15 protein-coding genes are annotated in these 16,066 nt (G+C 68.9%); 10 read left to right on the top strand and 5 right to left on the bottom strand.

All coding sequences use genetic code 11. The features are described from left to right. Nucleotides 1–19: 19 nt before the first annotated feature. Both MQH31_RS05680 and MQH31_RS05675 read right to left on the bottom strand, forming a co-directional pair. On the bottom strand, nucleotides 20–835 hold the full coding sequence (locus tag MQH31_RS05680) for a hypothetical protein (RefSeq protein ID WP_243011257.1): 816 nt from the start codon (nucleotides 833–835) through the stop codon (nucleotides 20–22). Nucleotides 836–1,200: 365 nt separating this feature from the next. Next, nucleotides 1,201–1,728: a hypothetical protein gene (locus MQH31_RS05675; protein WP_243011256.1), complete on the bottom strand. Its 528-nt coding sequence runs from the start codon at nucleotides 1,726–1,728 to the stop codon at nucleotides 1,201–1,203. 265 nt (nucleotides 1,729–1,993) lie between these two features. On the opposite strand from MQH31_RS05675, the gene MQH31_RS05670 reads away from it, so the two are divergent. Next, complete coding sequence (locus MQH31_RS05670) at nucleotides 1,994–2,305, top strand: putative quinol monooxygenase (RefSeq protein ID WP_243011255.1); 312 nt, start codon at nucleotides 1,994–1,996, stop codon at nucleotides 2,303–2,305. A 42-nt stretch (nucleotides 2,306–2,347) separates the two neighbouring features. Here the strand turns inward: MQH31_RS05670 and MQH31_RS05665 are convergent, their stop codons facing one another. After that, nucleotides 2,348–2,851 (bottom strand): DUF2004 domain-containing protein, encoded by a 504-nt coding sequence (locus MQH31_RS05665; RefSeq protein WP_243011254.1) that lies wholly within the window; start codon nucleotides 2,849–2,851, stop codon nucleotides 2,348–2,350. Between the two features lie 7 nt (nucleotides 2,852–2,858). Then, on the bottom strand, nucleotides 2,859–3,734 hold the full coding sequence (gene ftsY / locus MQH31_RS05660) for a signal recognition particle-docking protein FtsY (protein WP_134532353.1): 876 nt from the start codon (nucleotides 3,732–3,734) through the stop codon (nucleotides 2,859–2,861). A gap of 148 nt (nucleotides 3,735–3,882) precedes the next feature. Here ftsY and MQH31_RS05655 point away from each other — a divergent pair, with 148 nt between their 5' ends. The 5 genes from MQH31_RS05655 (at nucleotide 3,883) to MQH31_RS05635 (ending at nucleotide 10,290) form a co-directional block, all read left to right on the top strand. Continuing rightward, complete coding sequence (locus tag MQH31_RS05655; RefSeq protein WP_243011253.1) at nucleotides 3,883–5,295, top strand: FAD-binding oxidoreductase; 1,413 nt, start codon at nucleotides 3,883–3,885, stop codon at nucleotides 5,293–5,295. Nucleotides 5,296–5,493: 198 nt separating this feature from the next. Continuing rightward, complete coding sequence (locus MQH31_RS20595) at nucleotides 5,494–7,479, top strand: HNH endonuclease signature motif containing protein (protein ID WP_279238334.1); 1,986 nt, start codon at nucleotides 5,494–5,496, stop codon at nucleotides 7,477–7,479. Next, a complete protein-coding gene (locus MQH31_RS05645; RefSeq protein ID WP_243011252.1) occupies nucleotides 7,476–8,207 on the top strand; it encodes a sirohydrochlorin chelatase in 732 nt (243 codons plus the stop codon). Before MQH31_RS20595 ends, MQH31_RS05645 begins: the two co-directional genes overlap by 4 nt. Before the next feature lie 227 nt (nucleotides 8,208–8,434). After that, the gene (locus tag MQH31_RS05640; RefSeq protein WP_243011251.1) at nucleotides 8,435–9,019 is read left to right on the top strand and encodes a helix-turn-helix domain-containing protein; all 585 of its coding nucleotides are present in this window, start codon (nucleotides 8,435–8,437) and stop codon (nucleotides 9,017–9,019) included. Further along, nucleotides 9,016–10,290: an MFS transporter gene (locus tag MQH31_RS05635; RefSeq protein WP_243011250.1), complete on the top strand. Its 1,275-nt coding sequence runs from the start codon at nucleotides 9,016–9,018 to the stop codon at nucleotides 10,288–10,290. Before MQH31_RS05640 ends, MQH31_RS05635 begins: the two co-directional genes overlap by 4 nt. Before the next feature lie 108 nt (nucleotides 10,291–10,398). Here MQH31_RS05635 and MQH31_RS05630 read toward each other — a convergent pair whose 3' ends face one another. Further along, nucleotides 10,399–10,959 carry a dihydrofolate reductase family protein gene (locus tag MQH31_RS05630; RefSeq protein ID WP_243011249.1) on the bottom strand — a complete coding sequence of 187 codons (561 nt, stop codon included), beginning with the start codon at nucleotides 10,957–10,959 and terminating at the stop codon, nucleotides 10,399–10,401. Nucleotides 10,960–11,214: 255 nt separating this feature from the next. On the opposite strand from MQH31_RS05630, the gene MQH31_RS05625 reads away from it, so the two are divergent. From MQH31_RS05625 to MQH31_RS05610, 4 genes are read left to right on the top strand one after another with little or no spacing between them, the layout of a single operon-like run. Then, on the top strand, nucleotides 11,215–12,924 hold the full coding sequence (locus tag MQH31_RS05625) for a nitrite/sulfite reductase (protein WP_243011248.1): 1,710 nt from the start codon (nucleotides 11,215–11,217) through the stop codon (nucleotides 12,922–12,924). Further along, on the top strand, nucleotides 12,921–13,676 hold the full coding sequence (locus tag MQH31_RS05620) for a phosphoadenylyl-sulfate reductase (protein WP_243011247.1): 756 nt from the start codon (nucleotides 12,921–12,923) through the stop codon (nucleotides 13,674–13,676). The genes MQH31_RS05625 and MQH31_RS05620 overlap by 4 nt, the downstream gene beginning before the upstream one ends. Further along, nucleotides 13,658–14,623 carry a sulfate adenylyltransferase subunit CysD gene (gene cysD / locus MQH31_RS05615; RefSeq protein WP_243011246.1) on the top strand — a complete coding sequence of 322 codons (966 nt, stop codon included), beginning with the start codon at nucleotides 13,658–13,660 and terminating at the stop codon, nucleotides 14,621–14,623. Before MQH31_RS05620 ends, cysD begins: the two co-directional genes overlap by 19 nt. Then, a complete protein-coding gene (locus MQH31_RS05610; RefSeq protein WP_243011245.1) occupies nucleotides 14,623–15,981 on the top strand; it encodes a sulfate adenylyltransferase subunit 1 in 1,359 nt (452 codons plus the stop codon). Before cysD ends, MQH31_RS05610 begins: the two co-directional genes overlap by 1 nt. The last annotated feature ends 85 nt before the right edge of the window (nucleotides 15,982–16,066 follow it).

Below are 16,066 nucleotides of genomic sequence, written 5' to 3'. Positions count from 1 at the left end.
TCTACTTTAACCGGTGTTGCTACTTCCTGAGTTCGGGTGCCCGAGTTCCGCGAAGAATCCTGCGGCGACGCAGGAACCAGACCGCTCCCGCCGCCAGTGCGAGGACCAGGAGCACAGCGATCACCGTGATGACGATGATCCAGACGATCGGGAAGCCGGAGTCCGGTGCAACCGTTTCTCCCGCGCCTGCGTCAGGGAAGGTGAGCGTGGCTGTTGCCGTGCGCTCGAGGAGTCCGCTGGTCAGGGTGAGGCTTGCCGTCCACGGTCCGTCCGGAAGGCTCGAGTCGAGGGTCATCAGGATGTCCTGGGATTCTCCGGGCGCGATGGTGACGGTCTGATCGACGGTGAAGGGTCCTGCCGCGAGGCCGGCGGGCCCGTCGGTGAGGTTGAGAGTACCGGTGACGTCGAGTGCTCGGCCTCCCGTGTTCGTGACCCGGGTGGACACTGTGGGATTGCCGTCGGCATCGCGGGCAGAGGTCAGGCTGTCGACCGTAAAATCGGCGGCGGCACCATTGCCGGGGCCGACCGAGAGGTAGATGCGGACACCCGCACGACTCGCGCTGACGACACTGGAGCCGTCCGTTGGCGCGCCCTTGACTTCGGCCCAGACGGCAGCATAGGCCTCGCCTTCTGCGGCGTCGCTGGGGACGGAAATCGTGACCAGTACGTTTGCCCTGCCCCCGGCTGGAAGAGTGATCTGCGGCGTATCGACGGTTGTCCAGGTCGACAGGGCATTGCTCGACGGTGCGCTGTCCCCGACGAACGCACCGTCGGTGATCTGGGCGGAACCGGAGTACATCTGAACGCTCTGGGCTGCTCCTGTGTTGTTCTGCACTTCAACCCGGCGTTGTATCTCGGCGCCCGGGGCCAATCGGTCGACGATATATGACCGTGCGCGTGGATCGGTCTGGGTAGCAGTCGGAATATCGACAAGTCGTATCCCGATCCCCGTACCGGCGGCATCCTCCAGCGCAACGGACGACGCGGTGCTCCCCCCCTCACGCGCCACGTCCTGGGCCGACGCGGGCGTCGACCAACCGAGCGTCAGGACAGCGCACAGGGTGGCGACCAAAAAGTACCGCACGAAATTTTCCTTAGCTCTTACGGGCACTTTCCCAGCGCCACTTCGACGTTCGAAGAGCCGTAACGGGGCGGTGTGATTACGGCACATCCCGTTACGGCTCGTACGACTCTGTTGTGCTACAGCACGGAATTCGTCAGGATCGCCGTGTAGGTGTCTGCCTGCACGTTGGTCGGCATCACGATCGCGAGGGTGCTGTCCCAGGTCGCCGTGTTGTTGCCGTCGGCCGCTGTTGCTGTCTGGATCGCCTGCGCGGTCGCGGTCAGTTCCACCGCAGCGCCGATGGCGGCCATTGTGGGTGCGCCCGTGAGAGTGGCGACGGCCGGCAGATAGGTGGCGCCCGCGGTGGGAATGACCGTTGCCGTGACTGTGCCGGTGAGGGGGGTCATAGAAACCGAGGCTCCCCAGCCGACGATGCCGGCGCGCAGGTCGGTCACCGCAACGCCGGGAACGGTTGTCGTTGACGTCGCGCCCGGGAGCGCGGTGGTCAAGGCCAGCGTCGCCGGCGCGGCGATTGAAAGCACGCCCGCTTCGATGGCGAGGGTGGCGTTGGTGTTGGTGTCGGCGGCGAAGGCCGGGAGGGTGGTGGCGCCGGCAAGTGCTACCGAGCCCAGCAGCGCGACGGCGGCGATGGTGATTTTACGCATGGCAATGACCTTTTTTTCTCAGAGAGAAGGATAGATGCCGGCCGCTCTGGAAGCTCGGACCCGATCTCCCGGATAACCGCTCGGCACGCCAAGTTACTTGGCTACCTCAGGTTTATCATCTCGTTTTTATCCCGGCCAATCGGCATTTCTCTTGGCGTGTCACCTCCGTTCGGGTGGCACTCATTTTCCCGAGATGCTGTCCCCCTCACACGTCCGGAGTCCGGCAAGCGTACGGTTGAAGCTTCGCAATACTGAAGGAGCACTCGTGTCCGTAATCGTCGTCGCCACCATCAGCCCGTTGGACGGGCGTCTCCAGAATGTTGTGGATGCCTTCGCGATCGTGTCCCCGAAGGTGCACGCCGAGGCGGGGAACGAGCTCTACGCCCTGCACCGCGACGCAGGCACGGTCGTCATGATCGAGCGCTGGGCCAGCCCGGCCGACCTGGCCGCCCACGCGGCCGGCGTCGCGATGGCCGAGCTCAACGCCCTGGTTGCCGCGCATGTTTCCGGTCCATCCGAGGTTCGCGTACTCGAGAACGTTCCCCTCGGCGACCCGCTCAAGGGCAGCATCCAGTAGCGGCCCTCCGGTCGTGCGTTCCGCCGTACGGCCCGGTAGCACTCAGCTGTCGAGCGAGATCACGATCGTGTCGCCGTGCACGTCGAGGGTCACGACGAGGAGCGCATCGGTCTCCGTCGGGCTGATCGAGTAGTCGAGCACCGCGAAGTGCTCGTCGTTCTTGATGTGGTGCGGGTGGAAGCCGATCCGCTGCAGCTGGATGGACCGCAGGAAGTCGATCTGCTTGTCGCCGGAGTCCCAGATGAGGGCGTCCTCGATGACCTCTTCGTCAAGCTCCTCGAAGCACTGGTTGATGTAGAGCGCGGTGACGGAGCCCTCGGCGCTCAGCTCGGCGACGAGTGATTCGCGGGCCTGCGAGTCGAGGTCTTCGAGGGAATTGATCATGAAAGCAGCGATGTCGAGCGCCTCGAGGGAGACGGACGGCTCGTCGGGCGAGCTGAGGTCGATCTCGATGTCCTGGTCGCCCAGCTCAGCGGAGTCGGACCAGTAGATCTCGCCTTCGTCGTCGCTGCCGAGGATTCCGAAGAAATCGTGTTCGATGGTCATGGTGGTCCTATCCGACGAGTTTCTGCGCGAAGACGTGTGGAGTGAATCCGGTCAGGTCGTTGATGCCCTCACCCTGGCCGACGAGCTTGATCGGGATGCCGGTCTTCTCCTGGACCGCGAGCACGAACCCGCCCTTGGCGGACCCGTCGAGCTTGGTGAGCACGAGACCGGTGACCCCGGCGTGCTCGATGAAGGCCTCGGCCTGGGCGAGGCCGTTCTGGCCGGTCGTCGCGTCGAGAACGAGCAGCACCTCGGAGATCGGCGCCTGCTTCTCGATCACCCGGCGGATCTTGGTCAGCTCGTCCATGAGGCCGCCCTTGGTTTGCAGGCGGCCGGCGGTGTCGATGATCACGATCTCGGTGCCGGTCGCGATCGCGCGCTCCACGGTCTGAAAGGCGACGGATGCCGGGTCCTGGCCCTGGGCCTGCGGCTTCACGATCTCGGCGCCCGCGCGTTCGGCCCAGGTGGCGAGCTGCTCGACCGCTGCGGCGCGGAACGTGTCCGCCGCCCCGATCAGCACGCTCCGGTCATAGACACGCAGGAACTTGGCGAACTTGCCGATCGTGGTCGTCTTGCCGACGCCGTTCACGCCGACGACGAGCACGACAGCGGGGCGCGCGCTGAGGTTGAGGGTCGAGTCGAGCCGGGAGAGGCGTTCCTCGAGGCCTTCGCGCAGCATCCGCTGCAGGTCGGCCGGGTCGGTCGTGTGGTACCTGGTGACCTTGGCGCGCAGGTCCGCGACGATGTCCTCGGTGATCTGCGGTCCGAAGTCGGCCTGGATGAGTGCGTCCTCGAGGTCGTCCCAGGTGTCGGCGTCGATCGTCTTCTTCGCGAACATGCCGCGCAATGCGCCGGAGAGTGACCACGGGGTGCGTTCTGCCATGTCTCTACCCTAAGCGCGGGACCCCGCCTCCGGGCGCGAGCCCGCGATCGGCATGGGGATTGGCACCGGGGTTGGCCTCGGGGCCGGACAGGCCGAGAATCGCCAATATACGTTCCGGCCGCGTTCCCGATTCGCTCTGGAGGACCCGATGACACCTGCTTCCCCGTCTGACCCCGTACTCAACGACCTCGTGGACGCCCTGGACGGCAGGCTCGTCCGCGCGTATGACGAGGACTGGGACAGTGCCCGCGCACCGTGGAACCTCGCAATCGACCAACGGCCCGTTGCCGTCGCGTACCCGGCCGGGCCGGAGGACCTGCGGCGAATCCTCTCCGCTGCCCGCGCCGACGGGCACCGGGTGACGGTGCAGCCGCGTGGTCACGGCCCCGCTGGCGACGTCTCCGGCTGCATTCTCGTGCGCACGAGCGCGTTCGACGAGATCGTGATCGATGAGCGTCGGCGTGTGGCCCGGGTCGGTTCCGGCGTGTCTTGGGGTGCCCTGCTCGCCCGTCTCGACGGCTCCGGGCTTGTGGCGCTCGCCGGTTCCAATCCCGATGTGAGCGTCGCCGGGCTCCTGCTCGGGGGCGGCCACTCCTGGTTCAGCCGCTGGCGCGGGATCGCGGCCTGCAGCATCCGTGCGGTCGAGCTCGTCGACGCGACGGGCGAGCTGCGCCGGGTGACAGCAGAGAGCGATCCGGAACTCCTCTGGGCGCTGCGGGGCGCCGGCGGGCTGTTCGGCATCGTCACGGCGCTGGAGATCGACCTGTACCCGGCACCCGACCTCTTCGGCGGCACGATCGTGTTCCCGGCGTCAGCTGCCGAGGCCGTCTTCGCGAGCGTCGCTACGATCATGGCGGATGCCCCGCCCGAGTTGAGTATCTTCTTCGGCCTGATCAACCTGCCCGATATCGAGCAGGTGCCCCCGCCGCTCCGCGGCCAGACGGTCGCGAATGCCGAGGTGGTCTTCGTCGGAACGGCCGAGGACGCGGCGCCCTTGCTCGCCCCTTTGCTCGCCAGCGCACCGGTGCTCGCCGACGGGACCCGGCCGTTCACGATCGGGCACCTGGCCGAGGTCGCGGCAGAACCGATCGAACCGGCCGCCACGCTCGAGTGGACGGCCGCAATCACGTCCTTCGCCGGTGGAGACGAGGCCGGACTCGGCGCCCTCGCACGGGCGTTCCGCGAAGCGACGCCAGCGGGCCTGACCGTTCTCGGCATCCGTGCCCTCGGCGGCGCCGTCGCCGAGCAGGGGGCGGATGCGACTGCGGTCGCCGGTCGCCTCGACGCACGGTACCTGGCCTTCGCCGGTTCGTTCCTCACGGGTCAGGGACACGCCGACCCGGAGGCGGTGTTCGGCCCGCTCCGCCGGGCGCTCGCGGGCAGCACCCTCGGGCTCACCCTGCCGACCTACCTCACCACCGGCCAGGACCTCACGCACAGTTTCACGCCGGAAACGCTCGAGCGCCTCGCGAGCGTCAAGCGCCGACTCGACCCCGACCGGATCTTCACGAGCAACCGGCCCCTCGGCCCCGGGAGCGGCTCGAGTTCCGACACGGATTGAGTTGCCGGCGATCTCATCGGCAAGCTCTACATCCGAGCAGCGTACCGGGATCTTCACGTGACTAGCCGAGGAGCGAACCGGGCGCTCAGCGGGACCCGAATCTGGCGGATTCTCCTCAACAGGAACCTGATCAGAGGACGTTTCCACAGACCTGAGCGATATTCAAATAATGTCGGTGGTCGGTCGTAACTTTAAGACATGACCAACCTCCCCGAGTCGCCCGCTTCACCCGATCAGCCGCACGGCGACCACGTGCGCGACGAGTCGATGCACGGCGACCCGGTGCTCGGCGAGCCGGTGCTCGTCGACCCGGTGCTGGCCAGTCCGGTGCAGGGCGACGTGCTCGGTGGGTTGCGGTCGATGGTGGATGTCGTCACCGGGCTGGGCGGTTCGTCCGCCGCTGTCGACACGCTCAGCGATGAGGCGGTACTCGAGGGCCACGTGTTGATCGCGGGGGCCCGACGGGCCCTGGACACCCAGGCGGCATGGTTCGCCGCGACCCTGGCCCGGCGGTCCCGACCCGAACTCGGCGGCCAGGGCCTCGCCGCCCGACGGGGATTCCGCACCCCGGAAGATTTGCTGCAGACCATCTCCGGGTCGAGCAAGAGCGACGCGGCCAAACTGCTCGGCGTAGGCCGGCTGCTCGTCGAGACCGACGCCGCCGAGAAAGCCGCCCGGGAAGCCGCCGAGGCGCAGAAGCTACTCGATGAGACTCCGCCGCTTGACGGGGCCGTTCCAGCGCTGCCGCCGGTCGACCTTCCGGTTCCGGCGGCCGCGGTGCCGCCGTGGCACGCCCCGATCGGCCGGGCCCTCGGTGAGGGCTGGCTCAGCGTGGAGAAGGCCGATGCACTCCGCAAGGGCCTGGGTGACCTGGACCGGGCGATCACTACGGAGAAACTCGCCTCCGCCCTCGCCCGGCTCCTCACCGAAGCACGCACCCTGAATGCGGACCAGCTATTCAAGCGGGCCCGGAGGGTGCGGGACGTGCTCGATGAGGCCGGCATCGCCGCCCGAGAGAAGGCCGCCTACGACGACCGGTCGTTGCGGTTCTACCGGCTCCACACGGGGCAGGTGCGCATGGTCGGCCTGTTCGCCCCGGAGGACGGCGAGTACCTGATGCAGACCTACGACTCCATCACGAGCCCCCGCCGGGGCGGTGTGCGTTTCGTGGACAAGGAGCAGGCCGCCTGGGCGAAGCGGGTGCAGGACGACCCGCGCACCACCGAGCAACTCACAGCCGACGGATTCCTCGCCCTGATCAAACTCGGCGTCAAGGCCGACCCGAAACGCATCGCCGGAGGTCGCAGCCCCGCCGTGCGCATGATCACCATCCGCCCCCGGAACACCACACCCACCGGCACCGCCCCGAGTGGCACCGCCCCGAGCAGCACGACCCCGAGTGGCACCGCACCGACCGGCACAGCACCGACCGGGACCGCACCCACCGGTGCCTCGCAGTCCGGAACCACTCACATCGGGACCGCGTCTACCGGGACCGCAGCCGGCGGGACCGAACCGAGCGGGCCGACTCCCGCCGCTGCCGACGAACCCGCATCCGCCGCCGGGGCGCACCCCGGGGCGGAGACGCACACACTCCAGCCGGGCGTGATCGAGGGAACCGCGGTCACCGTCTCCACCGAAACCCTCGAACGCAACCTCTGCGACAGCGGGATCCTCGACGTCACCTTCGACGACCACGGCAGCGGTATCGACCTCGGCCGCGAACAACGCACCTTCAGCCCCGAACAACGCACCGCCCTCGCCATCCGCGACGGCGGCTGCATGTGGCCCGGCTGCGACCGACCACCCTCCTGGACCGAAACCCACCACATCCAACACTGGAAAGACGACGCCGGCCAGACCAACCTCGACCTGGGCATCCTGCTCTGCAGAGCCGACCACCTCAGACTCCACAACGAACACTGGCGCATCACCCGCGACAACACCGGCCAGTGCTCACCCCACCACCCGGACTCGACGCCGACCAGACACCCATCCCCCTCGCCAGCAAGAACCCGATTCTCCGCGACACCGACTGAGCCGCGCACCTGGCCGGAGGCCCGTTGGTCGCCCGTCCCACCCGAATACCGTCCGCACATCGACAGGACAGTGTCCGTGACTGAACACCGTCGGATCGAATCGGGCAGGCGCGCTCGCACGTGCCCGTGCAGAATAGAGGGGTGACGGCCTCAACCACTCCCGCCCTCGTCGGCATCGCCCACGGCACCTCGTCCGCGGCCGGGCAGGCGGCGGTCGCGGGGCTCATGGCCGCCGTGACTCTCGCGGAACCCACGCTCCACACCGCGCTCGGCTACGTCGATGTCCAGCAGCCGGACGCACCCTCGACGCTGGCCGCACTCCCGGCCGGTGTGCCGGCTGTGGTCGTTCCGCTGCTTCTCTCCGCCGGCTACCACGTGTACGTCGACCTGACCGATGCGGTCGCCGGCGAAGCCGCGACGTCCGCGCGTTCGGTCACCCTGACCGAGGCGCTCGGACCCGATGACCGGCTCATCGAACTCCTCCGCGAACGGCTCGACGAGGTCGCACTCGACGACGACGATTCCCTCGTGCTCGCGGTCGCCGGCTCGAGCGACGCCCGCGCTGTCGCCGCGTGCCGCATCGTCGCCGAGCGACTGTCCCTCGCCGCCGGGCACGACGTCGCGCTCGGCTTCCTGTCCGCGGCACGCCCTCGCCTCGCGTGCGCCATCACAATCGAGCGCATCCAGCGGCCCGGCAGACGTGTTGTCGTCAGCAGCTACCTGCTCGCCCCCGGTTTCTTCCAGCACTTGGTCGAGAAAGCGGGGGCGGATGCCGTCACCGCACCCCTGCTCGTGCCCACCGAGCCCGCAAGTCCGCTCCTCGTCGCCGTCGTCACCGACCGTTACCGCAACGCCCTCACCCCCACCGACTGACCGCCATAACGTCCGACCGCACGGGACGCGAATCCGCGGCGAGCGCCGAAGGTATCCGGTCGGTGGACATCCGCTCGCCGCCGTCGCGCCGGTTTCGGCAGGCTGCGCCCGCCGTTTCGGGAGCGGCCTCACGAAACCGCCGCGGTCATCCTCCCGGAAATCCGCAAACGCCCTCAAATCGCACAAGACTTATTGCGCAATAAGTGTTGTGGAGATAGCGTGGTGGCATGCCCTCTCCTGAATCCGGCGATACCGCACACCTCACGAGCGCAGCATCCATGCGCGTCCTGGCGCACCCGACCCGGCTGCGCTTGCTCGGCCTGCTGCGCGAGCGCGGCCCCCAGACCGCGGCCCTGCTCGGCGACATCGTCGACGAGGCCCCGGGCACGGTGAGCTACCACCTGGCCAAACTCGCGTCCATCGGTCTGATCCAGGAAGCCGCAGACATGGGAACCGATCGCCGCGAACGCTGGTGGCGGTCGAGCCACGCCCTGACCTCCTGGGAGCCGGCGGACCTGCTCGGTGATCCCGCAGCACTGGCAGCATCAACCGCTCTCCAGCGCGCGGTCGTGCAGATCTACGCTGCCAACTTCACTCAGTACCTCGACACAGTGCCTGTACTTCCCTCGGACTGGGTGCGCGCTGCACCGAGCTCCGACCGAGGTCTGCGCCTCACGGTGACCGAACTCGCCGAGCTGAGAAAGGAACTCGAGGTCGTCACCGAGAAGTTCCTGGCGATCAGCGCCACTCACACCGAAGCCGACGGCTCCGAGCGGGTCAGCCTCGTCTACCAGGCCTATCGGACCCCGTGACGAGAACCCTCGCGGCCACCCGCGCGCTGCGGTCTCTCACCGCCCTACTCACGGCACACGTCGTCTCGCAGACCGGGAACGTCGTCACCCTCTTCGCCGTTCCGTTCTACGTGCTCGCGACGGGAGGAACGGGCATCGAGGTCGGCACCGCGGCATTCTTCGCGACGGCCCCGGTCATCATCGGCGGCCCCCTCGGCGGGGTCGTCGTCGACCGGATCGGCTACCGGCGTGCGAGCATCCTTGCGGACCTGATCAGCGGGGCGACCGTCCTCGCCATCCCGGTCGTCGCGCTCACGATCGGACTCCCGTTCTGGGGTCTGCTCGCCCTCGTCTTCCTCAGCGGCCTCCTCGACACCCCCGGGCAGACCGCTCGGCGGGTGCTCCTGCCCGCGTTCTCTGCCGATGCGCACGTGCGTCTCGAACGCTCCGTCGGGTTCCTCGATGGAGCCGAGCGCCTCTCCCGCCTCCTCGGCGCACCGCTCGGCGGTCTCCTGATCGCCGGCGTCGGCCCCCTGAACGCCCTCTTCGTCAACGCGGGCACCTTCGCGCTCTCGGCGATCATCACCTGGTTGTTCGTCACACGTCCGGTCGTGGCCGAGCGGATGCCCGACGCGACCGACACCCCGGCGCGCACTGGCTACTGGTCGGAACTCGCCGAGGGTTTCCGCTTCGTCACACGTGAGCCGCTCCTGCGTGCGGTCGTGCTCCTGGTTCTCGTCACCAACGTGTTCGATGCCGCCCGCGGTTCCTCCCTGCTTCCGCTTTACGCCCACGATTCGCTGGGCGGGGCTGCGGCCTTCGGCGTGCTCGTGGCCGTGATGGGTGGCGGCGCCCTGCTCGGAACCGTCGTCTTCGGATTCTTCGCGCACCGGTTGCCGCGACGGGTCACCTTCTCGGTCTGCTTCGCCCTGGCCGGGGGTCCGTCCCTGTTCGCGTTCGCGGCAGGACTCCCCTTTGTCTGGCTGGTCGCGGCGACCGCGCTCTCGGGTGTCGCGGCGGGTGCGATCAACCCCATTCTCGGCACGGTCGAACTCGAACGGGTACCGGAGGGCATGCGCGCCCGGGTATTCGGACTGATCAACGCCGGAGCCTGGGCCGGCGTGCCCGCAGGGGCCCTGCTCGGCGGAATCGGCGCAGACACCATCGGCCTGCAGGCCTCCTTCTTCATCATCGGCGTGCTCTACGTGGTCGTCACCCTGCTGCCGCTCGGCATTCCGGTCTTCCGGAAGATGGAACCGCCCCCGAATCCGCAGCCCGCGCCCGCCGTTTAGGGTGCGGCCTGCCGAAACAGCCGCGGCGGCACACGGAACACCAGCAGTACCGCGGGGTGCAGTCAGCGGCACTGCTGGGCACACTCAGGGATGCAGCCGGGCGTGCAGTCAGGGGCGCACGCGATAGGTGAGGATCGCGAACTGACCCTGGGCGGTCGCACTCAGCAGCTCGAGGCGGTCGGACTCGAGCCGACGCGGCAGCACCGGAGCCCCGCCGGGCAGGGCGACCGGCGCCACCGAGAGCATGATCGTGTCGAGGGCGCCGGCATCGAGGAACTGGCCGGCCAGGTCGCCGCCGCCGACCACCCACACGTCCTTCTCCCCCGCTGCCGCGAGAATCGCCGGCAGCGCGGCGGCGACGCTCCCGCTCACGAACCGCACGTCGGCCCCCTCGGGCGTCGGCAGCTCGCGAGTGGTGAAGACGAACGTGGGCCGGTCGCCGTAGAACTCCCGCCACTTGTGCGGTTTGTCGAGCAGCTCCTCCTCGCGCAGGACCCATTCGTAGGTCGTGGAGCCCTCCACGAGAACACCGATGCCCGGCAGAAACTGGTCCTGGTCCTGGTCCTCGAGTCCCGCCGTGTCGACCGCGAAGAGCCAGGCCAGGGAATTGGACTCGTCAGCGATGAAGCCGGTGAACGAAGTCGCCGTGTTGTAGATCACCTGGGTCATGCGGCGAGACTTTGCCGAACGCCCGACAGCGAACAGTGACCCTGGCCGGACAGGGGCCGGAACAGCGGTGGGAACGACCGACACTATACGAGCGGATGCCGCCCGGCGCATCCGTGTGACGCTCTGCTACGGTGCGTGACTGGCCGTTACGACACCCACGAGTGATTCCTCCCCATTCTCGATAGATTCTTCCAACGCACCCCGGCTCACGCTGCACTCCGGCTCACGCTTTCGCCGGGGCCGAAGGAGGATCCCGTGTCACCCAACCAGACCGCAGCGGCAACGCCGGCCAGGCCCCACCGCCAGGCCGGCCGTCCCAACGGCCAGTGGAAGGTGGACGGCACCGTCCCTCTCAACGGCAACGAAGCCTGGAAGCAGGAAGACGGCGGCCTGAGCGTCCGCGAACGGGTCGAGAAGATCTACTCGAAGCAGGGTTTCGACTCGATCGAGGGCACCGACCTGCACGGCCGGATGCGCTGGTGGGGCCTGTACACGCAGCGCAAACCCGGCATCGACGGCGGCAAGACCGCGACCCTCGAGCCGCACGAGCTCGAAGACAAGTACTTCATGCTCCGGGTGCGCATCGACGGCGGCCAGCTCACGACGGCCCAGCTGCGCGTCATCGGCGAGATCTCCCACGAGTTCGGCCGCGATTCCGCCGACCTCACCGACCGGCAGAACATCCAGCTGCACTGGATCCGCATCGAGGACGTTCCCGAGATCTGGACCCGCCTCGAAGCCGTCGGGCTGCAGACCACGGAGGCCTGCGGCGACGTGCCCCGCGTCATCCTCGGCTCCCCCGTCGCCGGCATCGCCGCTGACGAACTGATCGACCCGAGCGGTCTCATCACCGACATCACGGCCCGCTACATCGGCGACGAAAGCCTCGCCAACCTGCCGCGCAAGTTCAAGACGGCCATCACGGGCAGCCCGAGCCAGGACGTCGTGCACGAGATCAACGACATCTCCTACGTCGCGGTCGACCACCCCGAACTCGGCGTCGGCTTCGACCTCTGGGTCGGCGGCGGCCTCTCCACCGCCCCACGCCTTGCCGAACGCCTCGGCGTCTTCATCACCCCCGACCGTGTCGCCGAGGTCTGGCACGGCGTCGCGAGCCTGTTCCGCGACTACGGCTACCGTCGCCTGCGCAACAAGGCCAGGCTCAAGTTCCTGCTCGCCGACTGGGGGCCGGAGAAGTTCCGCAAGGTCCTCGAGGACGAGTTCCTCGAGTCCCCGCTCCCCGACGGTCCCGCGGCCCCGCCGCCCACCCGGCCTGGCGACCACGTCGGCGTGCACAAGCAGTCCGACGGCCGCTACTACATCGGCGTCACCCCCTTCGTCGGCCGCGTCTCCGGCCCGACGCTGCTGAGCCTCGCCACCCTGCTCGAGGCGAACGGTTCGACGCGACTGCGCACGACCCCGCACCAGAAGCTCGTGCTCCTCGACATCCCCGAGGAGAACGTCGAATCCCTGATCGTTGCCCTCGACGAGATCGGCCTCGCCGCGCGCCCCAGCCTGTTCCGCCGGTCCACGATCGCCTGCACCGGCATCGAATACTGCAAGCTCGCGATCGTCGAGACCAAGAAGTCCGCGACGGATGCCGTCCTCGAGCTCGAAAAACGGCTCGCCTCGATCGACGTCCCCCAGCCGATCAGCCTGCACGTCAACGGCTGCCCGAATTCCTGCGCCCGCATCCAGACTGCGGACATCGGGCTCAAGGGCCAGCTCCTCCCCGACGGGAACGGCGGCCAGGTCCCCGGCTTCCAGGTGCACCTCGGCGGTGGCCTCGCCTCGCATGAGCGCGAAGAGGCCGGCCTCGGCCGCACCGTCCGCGGCCTCAAGGTGACCGCGGACGACATCGCCGACTATGTCGAACGGATCGTTCTCCGCTTCCTCGCCGACCGCGGCGAGAACGAGACCTTCGCCGTCTGGGCACACCGCGCCGACGAGGAGGCCCTGCAATGAGCGACGCCACAACCGGAACCGGACTCACGACGGCGGCCACGACGGCCGTCGCTCCCCGGCGCAACGCCGAGGAGCTCAAGGCTCTCGCGGCCCGCGGCGCCGCGGAACTCGGCGAGGCCGGTTACGCCGAGGTCGTCGCGTGGGTGGCGGCCAACTTCCCCGTCGCACACGTCGCCGTCGCCTGCTCGATGGCCGACGCCGTGCTCCCGCACGTCGTTGCGGCACAGCTGCCCGGCGTCGACGTGCTCTTCCTCGACACCGGCTACCATTTCGCCGAGACCTATGAAACCAGGGACACCGTCGCCCGGCTCCTCCCGGTGCGGATCGTCGATGTGCTGCCCGCGAAGACCGTCGCGGAGCAGGACGCCGAACACGGCGCTGAGCTCTTCAGCCGCGACCCGAACCTGTGCTGCGCGATGCGCAAGGTCGAGCCCCTGCAGCGTTCGCTCACCGGCTACGAACTCTGGTTCACCGGCGTGCGCCGCGACGAGGCCCCGACCAGGGCGAACACCCCGCTTGTGACCTGGGACGAGCGCAACGGCCTCGTCAAGGTCAACCCGCTCGCGGCGTGGAGCTTCGACGACATCCTCGACTACGCCGGCTACCACCAGGTTCCGGTGAACCCGCTGCTCGAGCAGGGGTACCCCTCCATCGGCTGCGCGCCGTGCACGAAGCCCGTCGCCGCCGGCGACGACCCCCGATCCGGACGCTGGGCGAACCTGGCCAAGACAGAATGCGGGCTCCACGAGTGAACGCCGTCACGACCGCCATCGCCACCGAGTCCTCCGTTCAGGCCGCGGGGAGCCACCGGCTCTCCCAGCTCGACGTGCTCGAGAGCGAGGCGATCCACATCATCCGTGAGGTCGTCGCCGAATTCGAGCGTCCCGTGCTGCTGTTCTCCGGCGGCAAGGACTCCGTCGTCGTGCTGCACCTCGCCGCGAAGGCCTTCTGGCCGGGCAAGGTCCCCTTCGGTCTGCTGCACGTGGACACCGGCCACAATTTCCCGGAGGTCCTCGCCTTCCGGGACGCGACGGTCGCCCGCCTCGGCCTCCGCCTCACCGTCGCGAAGGTGCAGGACTACATCGACGACGGCCGCCTGCACGAGCGCGCCGACGGCACCCGCAACCCGTTGCAGACCGTCCCGCTCCTCGACGGGATCGCGGCCGGCCGCCACGACGCCGTCTTCGGCGGCGCCCGCCGCGACGAGGACAAGGCCCGCGCAAAAGAGCGAATCCTCTCCCTCCGCGACGAATTCGGCCAGTGGGACCCCCGCAACCAGCGCCCCGAACTCTGGAACCTCTACAACGGCCGCCACACCGTCGGCCAGCACGTGCGCGCGTTCCCGATCAGCAACTGGACCGAGTACAACGTCTGGCGCTACATCGAACGGGAGGGCATCGAACTGCCCCCGCTCTATTACGCCCACGAGCGCGAGGTCTTCCGCCGCGACGGCATGTGGCGTGCGATCGGGCCCGTCTCCGAGCCCCGCCCGGGCGAGGCCGTCGAGACCAGGACCGTCCGGTATCGCACGGTCGGCGACATGAGCTGCACCGGCGCCGTCGACTCCGACGCCGCATCCGTCTCCGCCGTCGTGCGCGAGGTCGCCCTCTCCACCATCACCGAACGCGGCGCGACGCGCGCCGACGACCGCATCTCCGAAGCGGCCATGGAAGACCGCAAGAAGGACGGATACTTCTGATGACTCAGGCACTCCTCACTCCGGCGGATGCCGGCGCCACCTTCGCCGCAGACGCCCCGGGCACCCTGTTCCGGTTCGCAACCGCCGGCTCCGTCGACGACGGCAAGTCGACCCTCGTCGGCCGGCTCCTGCACGACTCGAAGGCGATCCTCGCCGACCAGCTCGAGTCCGTGACCCGCACGTCGACGGAGCGCGGCTTCGGCGGCGCCGACGGCGGCATCGACTTCGCGCTGCTCACCGACGGCCTCCGCGCCGAACGCGAGCAGGGCATCACGATCGACGTCGCCTACCGCTACTTCGCGACCGCGCGCCGCTCCTTCATCCTCGCCGACTGCCCGGGGCACGTGCAGTACACCCGCAACATGGTCACCGGCGCGACGACGGCAGACGCCGTAATCATGCTGATCGACGCGCGCAAGGGTGTGCTCGAGCAGACCAGGCGGCACCTCTCCGTCGTCTCCCTGCTGCGGGTGCCGCACGTGATCATCGCGGTCAACAAGATCGACCTCCTCGGCTACGACGAATCCGCGTTCGCCGCGGTCGCGGCATCCGTGCGCGCCGTCACGAGCGAGCTCGGCCTCGGCGCCGTGCACGTGCTGCCCGTCTCGGCGCTCGTCGGCGACAACGTCGTCGACCGCTCGCCGCGCACCCCGTGGTACGACGGGCCGAGCCTGCTCGAACTGCTCGAAAGCCTCCCGGTCGTCGACGAGGTCGACACCGCCATCGAGGCGTTCCGGCTGCCCGTGCAGCTCGTGCTCCGGCCCCAGGGCGCCGTCGCCGTCGCGCAGGAGGACGCCGACGCGTTCCGCGACTACCGGGCGTACGCCGGGCAGGTCGCCTCGGGCACGGTACGGGTCGGCGACAGCGTGAGCGTCGCCCCCGGCGGGGCGACGACCATCGTCACCGGCATCGACTTCGCCGGCACCGAGCTCACCGAGGCGTTCGCCCCGATGTCGGTCGCGCTGCGCCTGGCCGACGACCTCGACATCGCCCGCGGGGCGGTCATCGGCGCGGCGGGCACCCTGCCCGAATCGACGAAGGACCTCACGGCCGCGTTGTTCTGGCTCGACCCCCGGGCCCTCACACCGGGCGACCGCACCCTGGTGAAGTTCGGCACGAACACGGTGCAGGCCATCGTCTCGACGGTCACCGGGCGCCTCAACCTCGACACCCTCGAGCTCGAGCCCGCTGGCGGCCTCGAGGTCAACGACATCGGCGAGGTCGGCCTGCGGCTCGCCGCGCCGCTCCCGATCGAGACCTTCACGGAGAACCGCCGCTCGGGCGCCTTCCTCGTGATCAACGCCCAGGACGGTGCTACCCTCGCCGCAGGGATCGTCACCGGCTCGGGAGCGCGGTGAGCGCCGTGTCCGTGACAGAGCGCGACCGCACCGGATCGGGCAGCCACCGGCCGGGCATCAGCGTGAGCACCGACACCGCACCCGC

Origin of the sequence: Cryobacterium zhongshanensis, assembly GCF_022760445.1 — a bacterium.
Classification (GTDB): Bacteria; Actinomycetota; Actinomycetes; order Actinomycetales; family Microbacteriaceae; genus Cryobacterium; species Cryobacterium algoricola.
The sequence above is the reverse complement of the archived record's forward strand: the minus strand, read 5'-3'. Positions and strand labels throughout refer to the sequence as shown.

Coding starts and splice junctions, on each gene's coding strand:
- MQH31_RS05675 (WP_243011256.1), bottom strand. CDS start 1,728: ATGCGTAAAATCACCATCGCCGCCGTCGCGCTGCTGGGCTCGGTAGCA.
- MQH31_RS05665 (WP_243011254.1), bottom strand. CDS start 2,851: ATGACCATCGAACACGATTTCTTCGGAATCCTCGGCAGCGACGACGAA.
- ftsY (WP_134532353.1), bottom strand. CDS start 3,734: ATGGCAGAACGCACCCCGTGGTCACTCTCCGGCGCATTGCGCGGCATG.
- MQH31_RS05655 (WP_243011253.1), top strand. CDS start 3,883: ATGACACCTGCTTCCCCGTCTGACCCCGTACTCAACGACCTCGTGGAC.
- MQH31_RS20595 (WP_279238334.1), top strand. CDS start 5,494: ATGACCAACCTCCCCGAGTCGCCCGCTTCACCCGATCAGCCGCACGGC.
- MQH31_RS05640 (WP_243011251.1), top strand. CDS start 8,435: ATGCCCTCTCCTGAATCCGGCGATACCGCACACCTCACGAGCGCAGCA.
- MQH31_RS05630 (WP_243011249.1), bottom strand. CDS start 10,959: ATGACCCAGGTGATCTACAACACGGCGACTTCGTTCACCGGCTTCATC.
- MQH31_RS05620 (WP_243011247.1), top strand. CDS start 12,921: ATGAGCGACGCCACAACCGGAACCGGACTCACGACGGCGGCCACGACG.
- cysD (WP_243011246.1), top strand. CDS start 13,658: ATGCGGGCTCCACGAGTGAACGCCGTCACGACCGCCATCGCCACCGAG.
- MQH31_RS05610 (WP_243011245.1), top strand. CDS start 14,623: ATGACTCAGGCACTCCTCACTCCGGCGGATGCCGGCGCCACCTTCGCC.